We start from the raw sequence: 17,635 nt of genomic DNA on the forward strand, positions 1-17,635 counted from the left end.
TCCGTGCTGGTCAGTTTCTGGGTCAGTTGGCGTGCAGGGCCTCGTTGAGCTCGATCCCGACACCGGTCCGGTCGAGGACCTCGACGGCGCCGTTCGTGGAGTTCCGCCGGAACAGGAGGTTGCTGCGGCCCGCGAGGTCGCGCGCCTTGACCGCTGCGGTGCCGTCACCCGTCGGGTCGACGGCGGCGCCCAGCACGGTGACCTTGCTCCCCGCGGTGAGGTACAGGCCCGCCTCGACCACGCAGTCGTCGCCGAGCGGGATGCCGAGGCCCGCGTTGGCGCCCAGCAGGCACCGCTCGCCGAGCGAGACGACTTCCTTGCCCCCGCCGGACAGGGTGCCCATGATCGAGGCGCCGCCGCCGACGTCGGACCCGTCACCGACGGTGACGCCGGCCGAGATGCGGCCCTCGACCATCGACGAGCCGAGCGTGCCGGCGTTGTAGTTCACGAAGCCCTCGTGCATCACGGTGGTGCCAGGGGCGAGGTATGCGCCGAGGCGGACCCGGTCGGCGTCGGCGATGCGGACGCCCGACGGGACCAGGTAGTCGACCATGCGCGGGAACTTGTCGACGCCGAACACCGTGACGTGGCCCCTGCCGCGCAGGCGCAGGCGGGTCTCCTCGAAGCCCTCGACCGCGCACGGGCCGGCGCTCGTCCAGACGACGTTCGTCAGCACGCCGAAGATCCCGTCGAGGTTGAGTCCGTGCGGGCGTACGACGCGGGCAGAGAGCAGGTGGAGCCGCAGGTAGGCGTCAGAGGTGTCCTTCGGCGGGTCCGCGAGGTCGATCTGCGTGGTCACGACCTCGAGCCGCACGCGACGTGTCTCGTCCGCGCTGGCGAGCGCCGCGAGGGACTCGGGCGCGGTGGCGCCGACGGGGGCCTCGCCGAGGGCGGGCTCCGGGTACCAGGTGTCGAGGGTGGTGCCGTCGTCGGCGATCGTGGCAAGGCCGAAACCCCATGCGGTCGTCATGGCTTCAGCGTAACCGCCGTGACCAGCACCTAGTGTTGCCCTGTGGACACCGTGATCGACCCTGCCCTGCTCGACCCGACCGGCAAGGAGTCGGACCTCGTCGCCCTCACCAGGGCCATCTGCGACATCCCGTCGGTCAGCGGGGACGAGACGGCCCTCGCGGACGCGATAGAGGCTCTGCTGCGCGGCTGCGCGCACCTCGAGGTCCTGCGCGACGGCGATGCCCTGGTCGCCCGGACGAACCTGGGCCGGGACCGGCGCGTCGTCGTGGCCGGGCACATCGACACCGTGCCGATCGCGGACAACCTGCCCACGCGCCTCGCGGGTGCGGGGGACGACGCCGTGCTGTGGGGCCGGGGAACCGTCGACATGCTGGGCGGGGTGGCGGTGGCTCTCGCGCTGGCGATCGAGCTGGGGGCGCCGGGCAGCGAGCCGGCGCACGACCTCACGTGGATCTTCTACGACCACGAGGAGGTCGACTCGGCACTGAACGGCCTTGGCCGCCTCGCGCGCAACCACCCGGAGCTCCTGCGGGGTGACTTCGCGATCCTCGGTGAGCCGACCGACGCGGGGATCGAGGGCGGCTGCAACGGCACGATGCGTATCGAGCTGCGGACCCGCGGCGTCGCGGCGCACTCGGCGCGGGCCTGGACCGGTGAGAACGCGATACACGCCGTGGCCCCGGCGCTGGCCCGGCTCGCCGCCTACGAGCCACGCGAGGTGGAGGTCGACGGCCTCGTCTACCGCGAGGGCCTCAATGCGGTGCGGATCGAGGGTGGCATCGCGGGCAACGTGATCCCTGACGCGTGCGTGGTCGAGGTGAACTACCGCTTCGCGCCGTCGCGTTCTGTCGAGGAGGCCGAGGCCCACCTGCGGGAGGTGTTCGAGGGCTTCGACGTGGTCGTGACCGACGCCGCCGGCGGCGCCCGCCCGGGCCTCGACGACCCGCTGGCTGCCGAGTTCGTGCGGTCCGTGCTCGCCACGACCGGCGGTGTCCCGGCGCCGAAGTACGGGTGGACCGACGTCGCCAGGTTCTCCGAGCTGGGCGTGCCGGCGGTCAACTTCGGGCCCGGCGACCCCCTGCTCGCGCACAAGGACGACGAGCATCTTCCGGTGGCGCAGCTCGCCCAGTGTCGTGACGCGCTGCGGGCCTGGCTGCTCGGCGGATAGTTTGGGCGCATGAGCGACGACGGCATTCCACAGTCCGGCCGCGGTTACCGCCGCGGCCCGGTACTGCTCCGCGGGAACCAGATCCCGCAGACCACAACTGACCAGCGACTCCTGGCCTCCGACCAGGGCAGCGACTGGCTGCACGGCGACCCGTGGCGCGTGATGCGCATCCAGAGCGAGTTCGTCGAGGGCTTCGGCGCGCTCGCGGAGCTCGGCCCGGCGGTGTCGGTGTTCGGCTCGGCGCGCACCAAGCCGGATCACGAGGACTACCTCGCCGGGGAGACCGTTGGCAGGCTCCTCGTGGAGGCCGGGTACGCCGTCATCACGGGTGGTGGACCCGGTGTGATGGAGGCCGCGAACAAGGGCGCCGCCGAGGCGGGTGGCACATCGGTGGGTCTCGGTATCGAGCTGCCCTTCGAACAGGGCGTCAACGAGTACGTGAATCTAGGCATCAACTTCCGGTACTTCTTCGCGCGAAAGACGATGTTCCTGAAGTACGCACAGGGATTCATCGTGATGCCAGGGGGATTCGGTACCTTCGACGAGCTGTTCGAGGCAGTCACCCTTGTTCAGACGCACAAGGTGACGCAGTTCCCGCTCGTCCTGGTGGGCAAGGAGTACTGGGGCGGGCTCCTGGAGTGGATCCGGTCCACGGCACTGGCGCACGGCACCATCAGCCAGGCCGACCTCGACATCATCTACCTCACCGACGACCCTGCCGAGGCGGTGGACCACGTCGTCGAGCGGGTGCACCAGATCGAGGCGGAGCAGGCCGCGCTGCAGGCGGCAGCCGTCGCGGAGCGCGCCACCGAGGAGGCGGCGCTCGAGGGTCCCGGCCTGCCGAGCACCGTGGGCGGCGCATAGGTGGACGGTCCGGACGTCCCCGCCGCCGCGGCGGTTCCGCGCGGGTCCGCGCCGCTGGTGCTGCGCGGACGCGAGGTGGGGCGCGACGGGCGCGCCGTGCGCCCCGTCGTGATGGCGGTCCTGAACCGCACGACCGACTCGTTCTACGCCCCAGCCCGGGTGCCGGACGACTCCGCCGCGCTGGCCGCGGCGGAGCGCGCGTACGAGGACGGCGCGGAGATCCTCGACGTCGGTGGTGTCCGGGCCGGCAACGGGTCGCCGGTCGACGAGGCAGAGGAGATCCGCCGCGTCGTCCCGTTCGTGGCGGCGGTCCGCCGCGCGGTGCCCGACCTGCTCGTCTCCGTCGACACGTGGCGTGCGGGCGTGGCGCGCGCGGCGATCGACGTCGGCGCCGACCTGATCAACGACACCTGGGCGGGGCACGATCCGGGCCTGGTGGAGGTGGCGGGCGCCGCCGGCGTCGGCGTCGTCTGCTCCCACACGGGCGGGGCGGCCCCGCGCACGGACCCGTACCGCGTGGAGTACGGCCGGCCGGTGGTCCCGACGGGCTCGACCGGCTCGACGCGCTCGACCAGCGAGGACACCGACGGGCGGGACGGCCTGGTGGCCGACGTCGTGTCCACCCTCCGGGCCGCCGCGGAGCGGGCGGTGGAGTGCGGGGTCCCGCGCGAGTCGGTGCTCGTCGACCCCACCCACGACTTCGGCAAGAACACCTGGCACTCCCTGCACCTCCTGCGCCGCACGGGCGTGCTGGCGGGGCTCGGTTTCCCGCTGCTCATGGCGCTCTCCCGCAAGGACTTCGTGGGGGAGACGCTCGACCTCCCGCCCGAGGAACGACTGGAGGGGACGCTGGGCGCGACGGCGGTGGCGGCGTGGCTCGGCGCCCGCGTCTTCCGCACCCACGACGTGGTCGCCACACGACGCGTTCTCGACCTCGTGGCGGCGGTCCGGGACGAGGCGCCACCCGCCGTCGCGCTGCGCGGTCTTGCCTGATCCGACCCTGCTCCGACGACGGGCGACGAATTGGCGCGTGGAAAGTAAGGGGCGCCAATTGAACTAGAATGGTCCTGTGCCCTCGGCGTTCGCCGGGAACATGAATGCTGCTACACACCGGACAACGGAATGGGAGAGCCACACATGGCTGCGATGAAGCCGCGAACGGGTGACGGACCGCTCGAGGTCACCAAGGAGGGGCGCGGCATCGTCATGCGTGTGCCGCTCGAGGGCGGCGGTCGGCTCGTCGTCGAGCTCAACGCGACCGAGGCAAGCGAGCTCGGCGACGCTCTCCAGACCGTCGTCACGCCCAGCGCCTGACTCGCCTGAGCCGGAACCGCCGCCTGGCCGTCCGCCGTGGAAACCGGCCCTCCCGGCGGGTCAGCGACGGACGGCCAGCAGCAACCCGTCTCCGCTCGGCAGCATGGCAGGCAGCACCCGCTCGTCGTTACGCAGGGTCCGGCCCACCTCGCGCACCACGGTGGTGAGCTCGTCGCGACGGGCAGGATCCGCGACCCGGTCCCGCAGCAGCGCACCGTCGATCGCGAGCACGCCGCCCGGGCGGAGCAGGCGCAGCGCCTCCTCGACGTACTCGGGGTAACCGAGCGGATCGCTCGCCACGAGCACGAGGTCGTAGGCGCCGTCCGCCAGGCGCGGCAGCACATCGCCCGGCCGACCGGGGATGATCCGCGTGCGCTGGGGAGCGACGCCGTCCTCGGCGAACGCCGCCCGCGCGGCCCGCTGGTGCTCCACCTCGCGGTCGATGGTGGTGAGCTGGCCGTCGTACGGCATCCCCCGGAGCAGCCAGAGCGCCGCCACACCGGCACCGGTGCCCACCTCCACCACCGCATGCGCCCTCGTCGCGGCGGCGAGCACCCGGAGCACAGCGCCGACACCGGGCAGCACGGCCGGGCAACCCAGCTCGGAGGCGCGTTCGCGGGCGCGCAGGAGCACCTCGTCCTCGGGGACGAAGGCCTCGCTGTAGACCCATGCCGCGACCTTGCCGTGGCCTGACGGCTCCGCTGTGCTGATGGCTTCCTCCGCTGGAGTCGGACAGTTGTGTACATCACGTGCGGCGTCAGGGTACAGCCCGTGGGAACGCCTGGGCTTTGACGTACGTTGAGAGGACGATGACTTCTGTGAGCACTCGCGCAGCGGACCTGAGCGCGTCGGCACCTTCCGGGGCCGGCGCCGTCGACATGCGCTGGCAGCCGCCTACCTGGGAAGAGATAGTCCGCGAGCACTCCGCGCGCGTCTATCGGCTCGCCTACCGGCTGACCGGCAACAAGCAGGACGCCGAGGACCTCACGCAGGAGACCTTCATCCGGGTGTTCCGCTCGCTGTCCAGCTACACGCCCGGCACGTTCGAGGGCTGGCTGCACCGCATCACCACCAACCTGTTCCTCGACGGCGCGCGCCGCAAGAAGCGCATCCGCATGGAGGCGATGGGGGACGACGACGGTCACGTCGCCGACACGGGTGACTTCGGCCGCCCCGAGCGCGGGTACGAGCACGCCAACCTGGACCAGGACGTGCAGAAGGCGCTCGACGCCCTGCGCCCCGAGTACCGCGCCGCCGTCGTGCTGTGCGACATCGAGGGCCTGAGCTATGAGGAGATCGCCGTGACGCTCGGCGTCAAGCTCGGGACGGTGCGTTCCCGGATCCACCGGGCACGCGCCCAGCTCCGCGACGCACTGGAGCACCTGGCGCCCACGCGCGGGGGCGTGCGATGAACCACCTCGGGGACCTGATCAGCGCGCTCGCCGACGGACAGCTCTCACCCGCGGAGACCGAGCGGGCCCTGTCCCACGTGACGATGTGCCGCCTGTGCGCCCGCGAGCTGGACTCGGCTCGTGCGGCCCGGCGTGCGCTCTCCTCGGCCGCCGACGTGGTGCCGGACCCAGCCCTCACCGCGCGTCTGATGGCGCTCCAGGCCAGCATCCCGCCCACCGACGACGACCCGCTGCGCCGCCCCTTCCTCGGCCCGGACCCGCTGTCCGTGCCGATGTGGCAGACGTCGGCCTTCGACGTCGGCGCCGGGTTCGACGGCCGTGTCGACCGTCCGGCGCGGCGCCGACGTGCCGCGCGGATCACCGCCCTCGGGGTGGGCGGCGTCGGTGTGCTGGGGCTTGCCCTGTTCACGCTCGGCGACGTCCCTGTCGTGTCCCCGCAGCTCTCCGCGCAGACCAGCATGACCATGCTGGGCCGCACGGGCCCGGACACGGCGGCGGCCGGTCAGGACGTGCTCGCCACGCTCGACGTCGCACCCGACCAGCTCACGCCCGCCGCGCTCGACTGGGCGGCGGACAACGGCTGGGCCGCGCCCACCGAGCTGCCCGACGGGTACACGGTCTCGGCGATGCGGCTGGTGGGCGACCAGGGGCAGACGCTCGAGATCGATCTCGTCGGGCCGTCCGGGCACGCCGTGGTCCGCGAACGCCCGGGCCAGCTCGCCCAGGACGGCGCCGCCGGTGCCGGGGGAGTCCAGGTGCTCGCGTCGGAACCCGCCCACGTGGCGTGGCAGTCGGACGACATGGTGGTCGACGTCGTAGCGGACGCGCCGGACGAGGTATTGACCCAGCTCGTGGCGTCGTTCGGTGAGCATGGCTACGATGCCGGGGTCCTGCCCCGCATCGCCCGCGGCTGGCACACCGTGACAGGAGTCATCGAGAGCCCATGACCGACGAGAACCCGTTCGCGCCGCCCACGCCGCGTGCAGCAGTACCCTCCGCGAACGAGTCGAGGACTCCGCCCGCGGATCCCGCACCCGTGCCCGCGCCGCCCGGCGCGCCCGAGCAGGTCACCGAGCAGCTTCCGGTTCCGGCACCGCCGGCCGAGCAGGAGACTCCGCACCAGGCCTCGCACGGGACCGATCCGTACGCCATGACGCAGGGCACGACGCAGGGCACCAGGACCCGGCGCGGCAAGCTCGGCGCGCGCGCCGTGTCAGCCGTCGTGGCGCTGGGCCTGCTGGCTGGCGCAGGCGGCGGCGCGGCCACCTTCGCGCTGCTGGAGTCGCAGGAGTCCGCCCGGCCCGCTGACGCCGCGCTCCCTGAGCCCGCGGCCGGTGCCACCCAGGTGCAGCGCCCCGAGGGTTCGGTGGCCGCCATCGCCGCCGCGGCCCTGCCGAGCGTGGTCTCGATCGAGGTGCGTGCCCAGCAGGGCGTCGCGACGGGATCGGGCATGATCCTCAAGGCGGACGGCTACATCCTCACGAACAACCACGTGGTCGCCGAGGCGGCTTCCGGCGCGGACGTCACGGTGACGTTCTCGGACGGCCACGAGCAGCCCGCCGAGCTCGTCGGTGCGACCCCCGACTACGACCTCGCGGTGATCCGCGTCAAGGAGAAGGGCCTGGAGCCGCTCGTCCTCGGCGACTCGGACTCCGTGGTGGTCGGCGACTCGGTGCTCGCCGTCGGCTCCCCGCTGGGCCTTGAGGCCACCGTCACCACCGGGATCGTCAGTGCGCTGCACCGCCCCGTGAAGGCGGGCGAGGCCGCGGAGGCCGCGTTCATCGACGCCATCCAGACGGACGCCGCCATCAACCCCGGCAACTCCGGCGGGCCGCTCGTGAACTCCGCGGGCGAGGTCATCGGCATCAACTCGGCGATCGCGCAGGGGCCGGGCACGACAGGGGCCACCGGCAACATCGGCCTCGGTTTCGCCATCCCGTCCAACCAGGCGCGGCACACCGCCGAACAGCTGATCGAGACGGGGACCGCGACGTTCCCGATCATCGGCGTGCTGCTCGACCCCAGCTACCAGGGGGAGGGCGTGCGGGTCTCCCAGGAGCCGCAGCAGGGCACGCCGGCCGTGACGCCGGACGGTCCTGCCGACCAGGCGGGCCTGAAGCCCGGCGACGTGATCCTCTCGATCGACGGCCGGCCCGTGTCGGTGGCCGACGAGCTCATCGTCGCCATCCGGGCGAAGGCGCCAGGAGATCCGGTCACGCTCCAGGTGCGTTCCGGCAGCGACGAGCGCGAGGTCCGCGTGGTCCTCGAAGAACGGTCGAGCGGTCAGTGAACCGGGTTCATCTGGCGTTCTCCGGCTGGTCCCGCGACGCGAGTAGGCTCTGAGCGTGTTCGGCATCAATGGCTGGGAGCTCGTGATCATTCTGGTGGTCGCGATGCTCGTGATCGGCCCGGAACGGTTGCCCGTCTATGCGGAGCAGCTCGGCTCGCTCGTGCGTCGTGGCCGGGACCTGCTCCAGACCGCGAAGGCCCGGGTGGACGACGAGCTCGGGCCGGAGTTCAACGACGTCGACTGGTCCAAGCTCGACCCGCGCCAGTACGACCCGCGCAAGATCGTGCGGGACGCGCTGCTCGACGACACCCCGTACGCGCGGCCGGCGGGCGCCGGCTCGCTGGCCGCCGAGCGCGCGGCGGACCGGTACGGCACGCCTTCGGCTGCCGCCGGGGTGGTCGCGGAACCCGGGAAGGCGCCGTACGACGACGAAGCGACCTGACGATTCGGTGAGCGCGCACGGACCTGCCAGAATGTTCGCCATGTCGTCCGAAACCACTGGCCCGGCGGGCGCTGGCGCCGCTGCCCACCGCCCTGCCCGGAAGCGCATCTTCTCCGGGATGCAGCCCACCGACGGGTCGCTCCACCTGGGCAACTACATCGGGGCGCTGTCCCAGTGGGTGGCACTGCAGGACTCCTACGACGCGCTCTACTGCGTCGTGGACCTGCACGCCCTCACGGTGAGCCCCGACCCGGCGCTGCTGCGCGAGCGCACCCGGCGGACCGCGGCGCAGTACCTCGCCGGGGGCGTCGACCCCGAGCGGTCCATCCTGTTCGTGCAGTCGCACGTGGCAGCGCACGCCGAGCTGGCGTGGCTCCTGAGCTGCCAGACCGGGTTCGGCGAGGCCGGGCGGATGACGCAGTTCAAGGACAAGTCGGCGAAGCAGGGCAGCGAGGGCACCACCGTCGGGCTCTTCACCTACCCGGTGCTGATGGCGGCCGACATCCTCCTGTACGACGCGGCGCTCGTCCCCGTGGGTGAGGACCAGCGTCAGCACCTGGAGCTCACGCGCGACCTCGCCGAGCGGCTGAACACGCGGTTCGGCGCGGAGACCGCCGTCGTGCCGGACGCGCACATCGTCAAGGCCGTCGCGAAGATCCAGGACCTGCAGGACCCGAGCGCCAAGATGAGCAAGTCCAGCACGGGCGGCAAGGGCGTCGTTTGGCTGCTGGAGGACCCCAAGAAGGCCGTCAAGGCCATCAAGTCGGCGGTGACCGACGCGGACGAGTCGTACGGCGTGCGGTTCGACCCGGCGGAGAAGCCGGGTATCTCGAACCTGCTGACGATCTTCTCGGCGGTGACCGACCGTGGCATCGACGAGATCGCCAAGGAGTACGACGGTCGCGGCTACGGCTACCTCAAGGTGGACCTGGCCGACGCCGTCGTCGCCTTCCTCGAGCCGTTCCAGGCCAGGGCCGACACCTATCTCGCGGACCCGGCCGAGCTGGACCGGGTGCTGGCCGACGGCGCGGACCGGGCGCGTGCGATCGCCGGCCCGGTGCTGGACCGGATGTACGAACGGTTCGGCCTGCTCCCCGCACGAGGCATCCGGTGAACCTGCCCGAGCGGGGCCCCGGTCAGGTTCGCATCGGGATCGCCATCGAGATCCCGGAGCCCTACGCCGCCGAGCTGAGCGCGGCGCGGGTCGCCGCCGAGGACCCGCTCGCCCACTTCATCCCCCCGCACATCACGCTGCTGGGCCCCACCCTGCTCGACGTCGAGCAGCTCGACGAGGCGCGGGAGCACCTGGCGGCAGTGGCCGCAGCGGCGCCACCGTTCACGGTGCAGCTCCGGGGCACGGCGACGTTCCGGCCGGTCTCGCCGGTCGTGTTCGTGGCACTGGCGCAGGGGATCTCCGAGTGCGAACAGCTTGAGGCGAGCGTACGGACCGGGATCCTCGACGGAGAGCTCCGGTTCAACTACCACCCACACGTGACCATCGCGCACGAGGTGCCCGACTCCTCGCTCGACAAGGCGTTCGAGGCGATGGCGGACTACTCCGCCGAGTTCGACGTCGACCGCTTCTACCAGTACGAGCACGGCGACGACGGCATCTGGCGCCCCCAGGCGGCCTTCCCCCTCGGCTGAGCCGGACCGGAAATCTCGGGAACCCGCGCGACCGGTGGGGAGTGGGGTGCACCTCAGCTAGTCTCGTCGCGATGAAGCGGCTGATCGAGCTCGGGAAGGCGGTCTGGGCGCGCTGGCAGGAGACCCGGGTCGCACGTGCGCTGGCGCAGTACGACCTCGCGAACGGATCGGTGCTCAGCGGCGGCATGGCCTACGCCGCGCTGTTCTCCCTGTTTGCCGCCCTCACCCTCGGCTACACGCTGTTCATCCGTGTCCTCGGCGGCAACCTGGACCTGCGGGACGCGGTGCTCACCCAGGTCGACACCTGGATACCGGGCCTGGTGAACACCGGCGAAGGGGGCGTCCTGTCGCCGTCGGACCTGGTGCTCTCCACCGGTATCAGCTGGACGTCGGTCGTCGCGGTGGCGGTGCTGCTCTGGTCCGCCACGAACTTCATGGGCGCGCTGCGCACCTCGGTACGCGCGACGTTCGGGCTGACCGAGAACGGCGCAAACCCGGTGACGGAGCGCCTGCGGCAGCTCCTGGGCTTCGTGCTGCTCGGCGTGGGCGTGCTGGTCACGGCGGCCGCGAGCGTCGCCGTCTCGGTGGCGGTCCCGTGGACCCTCGAGAGCCTCGGCCTGGAGGGCCCAGCGGTCTCGTTCGGCGTCCGAGCCGGTGGCGCCCTGGTCACCCTGGCACTCGACGCGGCGGTAGTAGCCGCCGTCGTCCGCTACGTAGGCGGCATGCACGTGCCCGTGAGAGATCTGCTGGCCGGCTCCCTCGCCGTCGGCGTGCTAGCAGGCGTCCTGCGCTACCTGGGCACCGAGGTCATCACCACGGCCGCGGCCCGCAACGCCCTCCTGGCATCCTTCGCGGTGGTGGTCACGGTCCTGGTCCTGGTCAACCTCCTGGCGAGGGTCCTCCTCCTGACCACAGCCTGGATGTCCCAGTCCCAGGCCCTCATAGAGGCCGACACCCGCCCGGAGACCGACACCCCCGCCGCCGTCCCCGCCAACCCAACCCCCACCACGAAGGCCGAGCCCAGCTCCCCGGCCGTGCGAGGCACATCGGATGGTGCGCAGACAGCAGAGCCGCGGGCGGAAGGTAGGGGCGGCCGGCCGTAAAGCCGTAGCGGAGCGCCCCCTGGGGCGCGTGAGCGAGGCCGGCCGCCCCTACCTTCCGCCCGCGGCGGAGGAGGAACAAAGAAGCGTCAGAAGGCCCGAGTAATCATCGCCCGCTTCACTTCCTGGATAGCCTTCGTGACCTCGATCCCACGAGGGCACGCCTCAGTGCAGTTGAAGGTCGTGCGGCACCGCCACACGCCCTCCTTGTCGTTGAGGATCTCCAGGCGCTGCGACCCACCCTCGTCACGGCTGTCGAAGATGAACCGGTGCGCGTTCACGATCGCCGCCGGCCCGAAGTACTGCCCGTCCGTCCAGAACACCGGGCAGGACGACGTGCACGCGGCGCACAGGATGCACTTGGTGGTGTCGTCGAACCGGGCGCGGTCCTCGGGGGACTGGTAGCGCTCCTTGGACGGCTCGTTCCCCTTGGTGATGAGGAACGGCATGATCTCGCGGTAGGAGGCGAAGAACGGCTCCATGTCGACGACGAGGTCCTTCACGACCGGCAGGCCCTTGATGGGCTCGACCAGGATCGGCTTGTCCGGGTTGACGTCCTTGAGGAGCGTCTTGCAGGCCAGCCGGTTGCGGCCGTTGATCCGCATCGCGTCCGAGCCGCAGACCCCGTGCGCACAGGACCGGCGGAACGTGAGCGAGCCGTCCATGTCCCACTTGATCTTGTGCAGGGCGTCGAGCACGCGGTCGGTGCCGTGGGCCTCGACCGTGAAGTCCTCCCACGTGGGCTCGTCGGACACCTCGGGGTTGAACCGCCGGATCCGCATCGTGACCGTGAACGAGGGGATCTCGCCCGCGGGTGACGGTGCGGCGGCTTCGAGAGTGGCAGTCATCAGTACTTTCGCTCCATCGGCTCGTACCGGGTCTGGATGACGGGCTTCGAACCAAGGACGACCTTGTAGCCGTCGAACTCCTCGACGTGGTCGAAGTAGCCCTCGATGTGGCCCTCGGCCTGGTCCGACGCCTCGGGCGGGCGGCGGTAGGCCATCGTGTGCAGCATGTAGTGCGCGTCGTCGCGGTTCGGGTAGTCCTCGCGGTAGTGACCGCCGCGCGACTCCTTGCGGTTGATGGCCGCGACCACGGTGACCTCGGCGATGTCGAGCAGGAATCCCAGCTCGATCGCCTCCAGCAGGTCCGTGTTGAAGAGCTTGCCCTTGTCCTGCACCGACGCGTTGCGGTACCGCTTCTGCAACTCGCGGATGTCGGCGAGGGCCGCGTTCAGCGACTCGCCCGTGCGGAACACCTGGGCGTTGAGGTCCATGCTCTCCTGCAGCGCCTTGCGGATGTCCGCCACGCGCTCGCCGTCGGGCCGGTTGCGCATCTCGTCGAGCTGCGCGACCACGCGGACCGTCGGGTCCTCGGGAAGCTCGTGGAACGACGCCGTCTTGGCGTACTCGGCGGCCGCCCGTCCGGAACGCTTGCCGAACACGTTGATGTCGAGCAGCGAGTTGGTGCCGAGCCGGTTCGAGCCGTGCACGGACACGCAGGCGACCTCACCGGCGGCGTAGAGGCCCTTGACGACGTTGACGCCGTCGCGGAGCACCTCGCCCTTGATGTTGGTCGGCACGCCGCCCATGGCGTAGTGCGCCGTCGGGTAGACGGGCACGGGCTCGGTGTAGGGCTCGATACCGAGGTAGGTGCGCGCGAACTCTGTGATGTCCGGGAGCTTGGCGTCGATGTGTGCCGGCTCCAGGTGCGTCAGGTCGAGCAGCACGTAGTCCTTGTTCGGCCCGGCGCCCCGGCCCTCGCGCACCTCGTTCGCCATCGACCGGGCCACGATGTCGCGCGGCGCGAGGTCCTTGATGGTGGGGGCGTAGCGCTCCATGAAGCGCTCGCCCTCGGAGTTGCGCAGGATGCCGCCCTCGCCGCGGGCGGCCTCCGACAGGAGAATGCCCAGACCCGCGAGACCTGTCGGGTGGAACTGGAAGAACTCCATGTCCTCCAGCGGCAGGCCGCGGCGGTACGCCAGCGCCATGCCGTCACCGGTCAGGGTGTGCGCGTTCGATGTGGTCTTGAAGATCTTCCCGGCGCCACCCGTGGCGAAGATGATCGCCTTGGCCTGGAACACGTGGATCTCGCCGGTGGCGAGGTCGTAGGCGACGACGCCGGTCGCGTTGACCTCCTCGCCGTCCGCGATCTCCTCGGTGGTGAGGTCGTGGTCGGTGATGAGGTCCAGCACGTAGAACTCGTTGAAGAACTCCACCTCCTGCTTGACGCAGTTCTGGTAGAGCGTCTGGAGGATCATGTGACCGGTGCGGTCGGCGGCGTAGCACGCGCGGCGCACGGCGGACTGGCCGTGGTCGCGGGTGTGCCCGCCGAAGCGGCGCTGGTCGATCTTGCCCTCGGGGGTGCGGTTGAACGGGAGGCCCATCCGCTCCAGGTCGAGGACCGACTCGATGGCTTCCTTGGCGAGGATCTCGGCCGCGTCCTGGTCGACGAGGTAGTCGCCGCCCTTGACGGTGTCGAACGTGTGCCACTCCCAGTTGTCGTCCTCGACGTTCGCGAGGGCTGCCGCCATGCCGCCCTGGGCGGCACCGGTGTGGGAGCGGGTGGGGTACAGCTTGGAGATCACCGCGGTGCGGGCCTCCTTCGACGACTCGAGGGCGGCGCGCATGCCTGCGCCGCCGGCGCCGACGATGACTACGTCGTACTGATGGGTCTGCATCGGGCTCGATGCCTCCTGCTAAGAGTTTCGGAGGTGGGGCTGGGGGACTTGCCGGTGCTGCGCCGTGCTGGGGGCCGTGCTAGGCCGTGCAGAAGGAGGCCAGCAGCTCCGCGGGAGCGTCCGGCGGGCACGGGTCGAACGTGAAGATCACCAGGGTGCCGAGCACGACCACGACGGTGAACGCCAGGAGGAGCAGGCCCTTGAGGATCCCGCGCGTCAGGTCCCGCGTGGCGTAGTCGTTGATGATCGTGCGCACGCCGTTGGTGCCGTGGATCATGGCGAGCCACAGCATGAGGAGATCCCAGATCTGCCACATCGGGTTGGCCCACTTGCCGGCCACGAAGCCGAAGTCGATCGCGTGGACGCCGTCGCCGACCATCAGGTTGACGAACAGGTGCCCGAAGATCAGGACGAGCAGTACGACGCCGGACGCCCGCATGAAGACCCAGGAGTACAGCTCGTAGTTGCCGCGCGTCGTCTTGCGCCGGGCGTAGGGGGAGCGCGGGGAGTCGAGCTTCGCCACCGCTGCGGTTCCGTGTGCCATCAGTGACCCCCGGTGAAGACGTTGATGAGGTGCCGCGGCAGGAAGCCCGCCATCGTCACCACGAAGAGACCGATGACCACCCAGAGCATCGTCTTCTGGTACTTCGGGCCCTTGGCCCAGAAGTCCACCAGGAGGATGCGGATGCCGTTGAAGGCGTGGAAGACGATCGCGGCCACGAGTCCTGCCTCGCCCAGCCCCATGATCGGGGTCTGGTACGTGCTGATCGCGGCGTTGTACGCCTCGGGGGACACGCGCACCAGCGCAGTGTCGAGCACGTGCACGAGCAAGAAGAAGAAGATCAGCACGCCGGTCACGCGGTGCGCGACCCATGACCACATGCCTTCACGGCCGCGGTACAACGTGCCTGCTGGTGCGGTGGGCACTTCGGGAGCCTCCTATGGCTGTCCGGCTGGGGGTGGCTGGTCCCCACTGTAATGACAACTGGTCGCCTCGATCGCCGCCCGGCAGCCCTCACAGGCATCAAGACGCGGCATTTGTGACTGATCCCACAGGGGTTATGCCGCCGCTTCGGGCACCCGTCAGGTTGCTCGGGCGTTGCTACCGGATCCGGCTTTCCGCCCGACCGGTAGCTCGCCGGGTTCGGCGGGTTATCGCTGCGGAAACGCTGTCCTGCTGGCATCCTGCGGGGCATGACTTCGGCCGCCGACCTATCGTCCCCGATCGACGACTTTTTCGCAGTGGTACCGGCCGGTGGGTCAGGTACCCGGCTCTGGCCCCTCTCGCGGGGCGGGGAGCCCAAGTTCCTGCACGATCTGGTGGGCTCCGGCATGTCACTGCTCCAGGCCACCGAGCACCGGCTGCGTCCGCTGGTCGGGCCGGACGGGATCGTCCTGGTCACCGGTGAGCAGCACGTCGCGGCCTGCCGCGCGCAGCTGCCCGGCCTGTCCGACGACGCAGTGCTCGCCGAACCGTCCCCGCGCGAGTCGATGGCGGCGATCGGCCTGGCCGCGGCAGTGCTGGAGAAGCGGCACGGCGACGTGGTCATCGGCTCGTTCGCCGCGGACCACGTGATCCACGGCACGCGGGCGTTCCAGCTCGCGATCCGCGAGGCCGTGGCCGCGGCGCGTGCCGGCTACGTGACGACCGTCGGGATCGCGGCCTCCCGGCCGTCGGTGGCCTTCGGCTACGTGCGCTCGGGCGAGCCGCTCGGGATCGAGGGCGCCCCGCACACGCTCCACGTGCGCGGCTTCACCGAGAAGCCCGACGCGGCCACGGCCCGGCGGTACCTCGCCTCGGGCGAGTACCGGTGGAACGCGGGCATGTTCGTCTCGCGCACGTCGGTGCTCCTCGGGCACCTCGCCGAGCAGCGTCCGGAGCTGCACGACTCCCTGCGGCTCGTCGCGGACGCGTGGGACACCCCGCGCCGCGCCGCGGTGCTCGCGGACGTGTGGCCGGGCCTGGAGAAGATCGCGATCGACCACGCGGTGGCCGAGCCCGTCGCGGAGGCGGGCGGTGTCGCCGTCGTGCCGGGGACGTTCGGCTGGGACGACGTCGGGGACTACAACTCGCTCGCCGTCCTTCTCCCGTCCGACGACGACAGCGGCGCCAAGGTGCTCGGTGACCCGGCCGATGTACTGCGCATCGACAGCGCCGGCTCCGTGGTGGTCCCGGCGTCGGGTCGCCTGGTGACGGTGCTGGGGCTGGACGACGTGGTCGTCGTCGACACGCCCGACGCACTGCTCGTCACCACGCGGGCGCGTGCCCAGCAGGTGAAAGAGGTGGTGGCGGCGGTGCGCGAGCGTGGCCGCGAGGACCTGCTCTGACTCACGAGAAGCAGCTGATCTCAGTGATGCCCGCATCGTGAGACGGATACGCCCCGGCCGTGTCTCGCGGGGCGGACAGCGCTACCGTGGGTCAGGTGAACCCGACCCAGCAGCCCGTCAGTCTTGCCGACTTCGATCAGATCGTTTCGGGCGATCAGATGCCGGTGGCAGGCGTGCCCGCAGGTAAGGCGACGGACGTGGCCGCGGCACTGGCTGCCCGCGTCGGCGAGCTCACCGATGCGTTCGACGCGGAGCTGATCGCATTCCGCCGCGACGTGCACGCGCACCCGGAGCTGTCCCGCAAGGAGACGCGCACCACGCAGGTCGTCGCCGACCGCTTGCGGGCCGCCGGTCTGGAGCCGCGCCTGCTGCCGATCGGCTCGGGCCTGGTCTGCGACATCGGCCCCGACCACGGGCCAGGCGGCGAGGGCCGGGTCGGCCTGCGCGCCGACCTCGACGCGCTCCCGCTGCAGGAGACCAGCGGGGTGGAGTTCGCCTCGACCGAGCCGGGCGTCGCGCACGCCTGCGGGCACGACGTGCACACCACCGTCGTGCTCGGCGCGGGCCTCGTGCTCGCCCGCCTGGCGGAGGAGGGGCGCCTGCGACGCGGCGTCCGGCTCTTCTTCCAGCCGGCCGAGGAGGTATTCCCCGGCGGCGCCGAGGACATCATCAACAAGACCTCCGAGCTCGACGGTGTCGACCGGATGGCGGCGCTGCACTGCGACCCCAAGTTCGACGTCGGGCACGTGGGCACCCGGATCGGCCCGATCACCTCGGCCAGCGACTCCGTGATGGTGACCATCTCGTCACCCGGCGGCCACACCTCGCGCCCGCACCTCACGGGTGACGTCGTGTTCGCGCTCGGTCAGGTCATCACCCAGACGCCGGGAGTGCTCGGCCGCCGGCTCGACCCGCGCTCCGGCGTGAACCTGACCTGGGGCGCGGTGCAGGCGGGCTCGACGCCCAACGCGATCCCGTCCACCGGCATCGTCAAGGGCACGCTGCGCTGCCTCGACGTGCGCGCCTGGGAGAAGGCGGGCGAGCTGGTGCGCGAGGCGGTGGAGCAGATCGTGGCTCCCTACCAGGTCAGCGTCGCGGTGACCGTGACGCACGGCGTGCCGCCGGTCGAGAACCAGACCGAGGCGACGGGCGACCTCGAGGACGCGGTTCGTCAGGCCGTCGGTCCGAACGCGGTGCAGCTGACCGAGCAGTCGATGGGTGGCGAGGACTTCGCCTGGTTCCTCCGCAAGGTGCCCGGCACCATGGCCCGCCTCGGCGTGCGGACCCCTGGCGGCCGCACCTACGACCTGCACCAGGGCGACCTCGTGGTGGACGAGCGCGCGATCGGCGTCGGCGTGCGGGTCCTTGCCCAGTTTGCGGCGAGCTGACCGCAGGATGTTCCTGCCGATGACGCTTCG

At 71.1% G+C, this 17,635-nt stretch carries 19 protein-coding genes; 13 read left to right on the forward strand and 6 right to left on the reverse strand.

What is annotated here, in order from left to right:
- Window positions 1-22: 22 nt before the first annotated feature.
- Complete coding sequence (dapD, locus tag AB0I32_RS10875; protein WP_357505692.1) at window positions 23-970, reverse strand: 2,3,4,5-tetrahydropyridine-2,6-dicarboxylate N-succinyltransferase; 948 nt, start codon at window positions 968-970, stop codon at window positions 23-25.
- A 51-nt stretch (window positions 971-1,021) separates the two neighbouring features.
- Here dapD and dapE point away from each other — a divergent pair, with 51 nt between their 5' ends.
- From dapE to AB0I32_RS10895, 4 genes are all read left to right on the forward strand, one after another.
- Window positions 1,022-2,140, forward strand: coding sequence for a succinyl-diaminopimelate desuccinylase (gene dapE, locus AB0I32_RS10880; RefSeq protein WP_357505731.1), 1,119 nt, complete (start codon window positions 1,022-1,024; stop codon window positions 2,138-2,140).
- A 9-nt stretch (window positions 2,141-2,149) separates the two neighbouring features.
- Entirely contained in the window at window positions 2,150-3,004 is an 855-nt protein-coding gene (locus AB0I32_RS10885) for a TIGR00730 family Rossman fold protein (protein WP_357505694.1), read from the forward strand.
- Window positions 3,005-3,997: a dihydropteroate synthase gene (locus AB0I32_RS10890; RefSeq protein WP_357505696.1), complete on the forward strand. Its 993-nt coding sequence runs from the start codon at window positions 3,005-3,007 to the stop codon at window positions 3,995-3,997. It begins immediately after the preceding gene.
- A gap of 144 nt (window positions 3,998-4,141) precedes the next feature.
- Window positions 4,142-4,318 (forward strand): DUF3117 domain-containing protein, encoded by a 177-nt coding sequence (locus AB0I32_RS10895; RefSeq protein WP_116673979.1) that lies wholly within the window; start codon window positions 4,142-4,144, stop codon window positions 4,316-4,318.
- A gap of 60 nt (window positions 4,319-4,378) precedes the next feature.
- Here AB0I32_RS10895 and AB0I32_RS10900 read toward each other — a convergent pair whose 3' ends face one another.
- Window positions 4,379-4,951 (reverse strand): O-methyltransferase, encoded by a 573-nt coding sequence (locus AB0I32_RS10900; RefSeq protein ID WP_357445173.1) that lies wholly within the window; start codon window positions 4,949-4,951, stop codon window positions 4,379-4,381.
- Between the two features lie 176 nt (window positions 4,952-5,127).
- Here AB0I32_RS10900 and sigE point away from each other — a divergent pair, with 176 nt between their 5' ends.
- The 7 genes from sigE (at window position 5,128) to AB0I32_RS10935 (ending at window position 11,212) form a co-directional block, all read left to right on the forward strand.
- Window positions 5,128-5,730: an RNA polymerase sigma factor SigE gene (gene sigE, locus AB0I32_RS10905; protein WP_357505697.1), complete on the forward strand. Its 603-nt coding sequence runs from the start codon at window positions 5,128-5,130 to the stop codon at window positions 5,728-5,730.
- On the forward strand, window positions 5,727-6,677 hold the full coding sequence (locus tag AB0I32_RS10910; protein ID WP_357505699.1) for a zf-HC2 domain-containing protein: 951 nt from the start codon (window positions 5,727-5,729) through the stop codon (window positions 6,675-6,677). The genes sigE and AB0I32_RS10910 overlap by 4 nt, the downstream gene beginning before the upstream one ends.
- On the forward strand, window positions 6,674-8,020 hold the full coding sequence (locus tag AB0I32_RS10915) for a trypsin-like peptidase domain-containing protein (RefSeq protein WP_357505701.1): 1,347 nt from the start codon (window positions 6,674-6,676) through the stop codon (window positions 8,018-8,020). The genes AB0I32_RS10910 and AB0I32_RS10915 overlap by 4 nt, the downstream gene beginning before the upstream one ends.
- A gap of 55 nt (window positions 8,021-8,075) precedes the next feature.
- On the forward strand, window positions 8,076-8,462 hold the full coding sequence (locus AB0I32_RS10920; protein ID WP_357505703.1) for a twin-arginine translocase TatA/TatE family subunit: 387 nt from the start codon (window positions 8,076-8,078) through the stop codon (window positions 8,460-8,462).
- A gap of 40 nt (window positions 8,463-8,502) precedes the next feature.
- Complete coding sequence (gene trpS / locus AB0I32_RS10925; RefSeq protein WP_357505706.1) at window positions 8,503-9,576, forward strand: tryptophan--tRNA ligase; 1,074 nt, start codon at window positions 8,503-8,505, stop codon at window positions 9,574-9,576.
- Window positions 9,573-10,109 carry a 2'-5' RNA ligase family protein gene (locus tag AB0I32_RS10930; protein WP_357505708.1) on the forward strand — a complete coding sequence of 179 codons (537 nt, stop codon included), beginning with the start codon at window positions 9,573-9,575 and terminating at the stop codon, window positions 10,107-10,109. The genes trpS and AB0I32_RS10930 overlap by 4 nt, the downstream gene beginning before the upstream one ends.
- A 71-nt stretch (window positions 10,110-10,180) precedes the next feature.
- Window positions 10,181-11,212, forward strand: coding sequence for a YhjD/YihY/BrkB family envelope integrity protein (locus AB0I32_RS10935; protein WP_357505710.1), 1,032 nt, complete (start codon window positions 10,181-10,183; stop codon window positions 11,210-11,212).
- An 86-nt stretch (window positions 11,213-11,298) separates the two neighbouring features.
- Here AB0I32_RS10935 and AB0I32_RS10940 read toward each other — a convergent pair whose 3' ends face one another.
- The 4 genes from AB0I32_RS10940 to sdhC all read right to left on the reverse strand — a co-directional run bounded on the left by AB0I32_RS10940 (window position 11,299) and on the right by sdhC (window position 14,816).
- Window positions 11,299-12,057 (reverse strand): succinate dehydrogenase iron-sulfur subunit, encoded by a 759-nt coding sequence (locus AB0I32_RS10940; RefSeq protein WP_357445147.1) that lies wholly within the window; start codon window positions 12,055-12,057, stop codon window positions 11,299-11,301.
- Window positions 12,057-13,889 (reverse strand): succinate dehydrogenase flavoprotein subunit, encoded by a 1,833-nt coding sequence (gene sdhA / locus AB0I32_RS10945; protein ID WP_357505712.1) that lies wholly within the window; start codon window positions 13,887-13,889, stop codon window positions 12,057-12,059. Before sdhA ends, AB0I32_RS10940 begins: the two co-directional genes overlap by 1 nt.
- Window positions 13,890-13,968: 79 nt before the next feature.
- Window positions 13,969-14,433: a succinate dehydrogenase hydrophobic membrane anchor subunit gene (locus AB0I32_RS10950; protein ID WP_357505714.1), complete on the reverse strand. Its 465-nt coding sequence runs from the start codon at window positions 14,431-14,433 to the stop codon at window positions 13,969-13,971.
- Entirely contained in the window at window positions 14,433-14,816 is a 384-nt protein-coding gene (gene sdhC / locus AB0I32_RS10955) for a succinate dehydrogenase, cytochrome b556 subunit (protein WP_357505716.1), read from the reverse strand. Before sdhC ends, AB0I32_RS10950 begins: the two co-directional genes overlap by 1 nt.
- Before the next feature lie 267 nt (window positions 14,817-15,083).
- On the opposite strand from sdhC, the gene AB0I32_RS10960 reads away from it, so the two are divergent.
- A complete protein-coding gene (locus AB0I32_RS10960; protein WP_357505718.1) occupies window positions 15,084-16,217 on the forward strand; it encodes a mannose-1-phosphate guanylyltransferase in 1,134 nt (377 codons plus the stop codon).
- A 158-nt stretch (window positions 16,218-16,375) separates the two neighbouring features.
- Window positions 16,376-17,605: an amidohydrolase gene (locus tag AB0I32_RS10965; RefSeq protein WP_357505733.1), complete on the forward strand. Its 1,230-nt coding sequence runs from the start codon at window positions 16,376-16,378 to the stop codon at window positions 17,603-17,605.
- Window positions 17,606-17,635 lie beyond the last annotated feature (30 nt).

The organism is Promicromonospora sp. NPDC050249, assembly GCF_040656015.1.
In the GTDB taxonomy this organism is placed as follows: Bacteria; Actinomycetota; Actinomycetes; order Actinomycetales; family Cellulomonadaceae; genus Promicromonospora.

What these genes read in the sequence shown, in the direction of transcription:
- dapD (WP_357505692.1), bottom strand. Translation starts at nt 970, where the DNA reads ATGACGACCGCATGGGGTTTCGGCCTTGCCACGATCGCCGACGACGGC.
- AB0I32_RS10885 (WP_357505694.1), top strand. Translation starts at nt 2,150, where the DNA reads ATGAGCGACGACGGCATTCCACAGTCCGGCCGCGGTTACCGCCGCGGC.
- AB0I32_RS10895 (WP_116673979.1), top strand. Translation starts at nt 4,142, where the DNA reads ATGGCTGCGATGAAGCCGCGAACGGGTGACGGACCGCTCGAGGTCACC.
- sigE (WP_357505697.1), top strand. Translation starts at nt 5,128, where the DNA reads ATGACTTCTGTGAGCACTCGCGCAGCGGACCTGAGCGCGTCGGCACCT.
- AB0I32_RS10910 (WP_357505699.1), top strand. Translation starts at nt 5,727, where the DNA reads ATGAACCACCTCGGGGACCTGATCAGCGCGCTCGCCGACGGACAGCTC.
- AB0I32_RS10915 (WP_357505701.1), top strand. Translation starts at nt 6,674, where the DNA reads ATGACCGACGAGAACCCGTTCGCGCCGCCCACGCCGCGTGCAGCAGTA.
- trpS (WP_357505706.1), top strand. Translation starts at nt 8,503, where the DNA reads ATGTCGTCCGAAACCACTGGCCCGGCGGGCGCTGGCGCCGCTGCCCAC.
- AB0I32_RS10935 (WP_357505710.1), top strand. Translation starts at nt 10,181, where the DNA reads ATGAAGCGGCTGATCGAGCTCGGGAAGGCGGTCTGGGCGCGCTGGCAG.
- AB0I32_RS10940 (WP_357445147.1), bottom strand. Translation starts at nt 12,057, where the DNA reads ATGACTGCCACTCTCGAAGCCGCCGCACCGTCACCCGCGGGCGAGATC.
- sdhA (WP_357505712.1), bottom strand. Translation starts at nt 13,889, where the DNA reads ATGCAGACCCATCAGTACGACGTAGTCATCGTCGGCGCCGGCGGCGCA.
- AB0I32_RS10950 (WP_357505714.1), bottom strand. Translation starts at nt 14,433, where the DNA reads ATGGCACACGGAACCGCAGCGGTGGCGAAGCTCGACTCCCCGCGCTCC.
- AB0I32_RS10960 (WP_357505718.1), top strand. Translation starts at nt 15,084, where the DNA reads ATGACTTCGGCCGCCGACCTATCGTCCCCGATCGACGACTTTTTCGCA.
- AB0I32_RS10965 (WP_357505733.1), top strand. Translation starts at nt 16,376, where the DNA reads ATGCCGGTGGCAGGCGTGCCCGCAGGTAAGGCGACGGACGTGGCCGCG.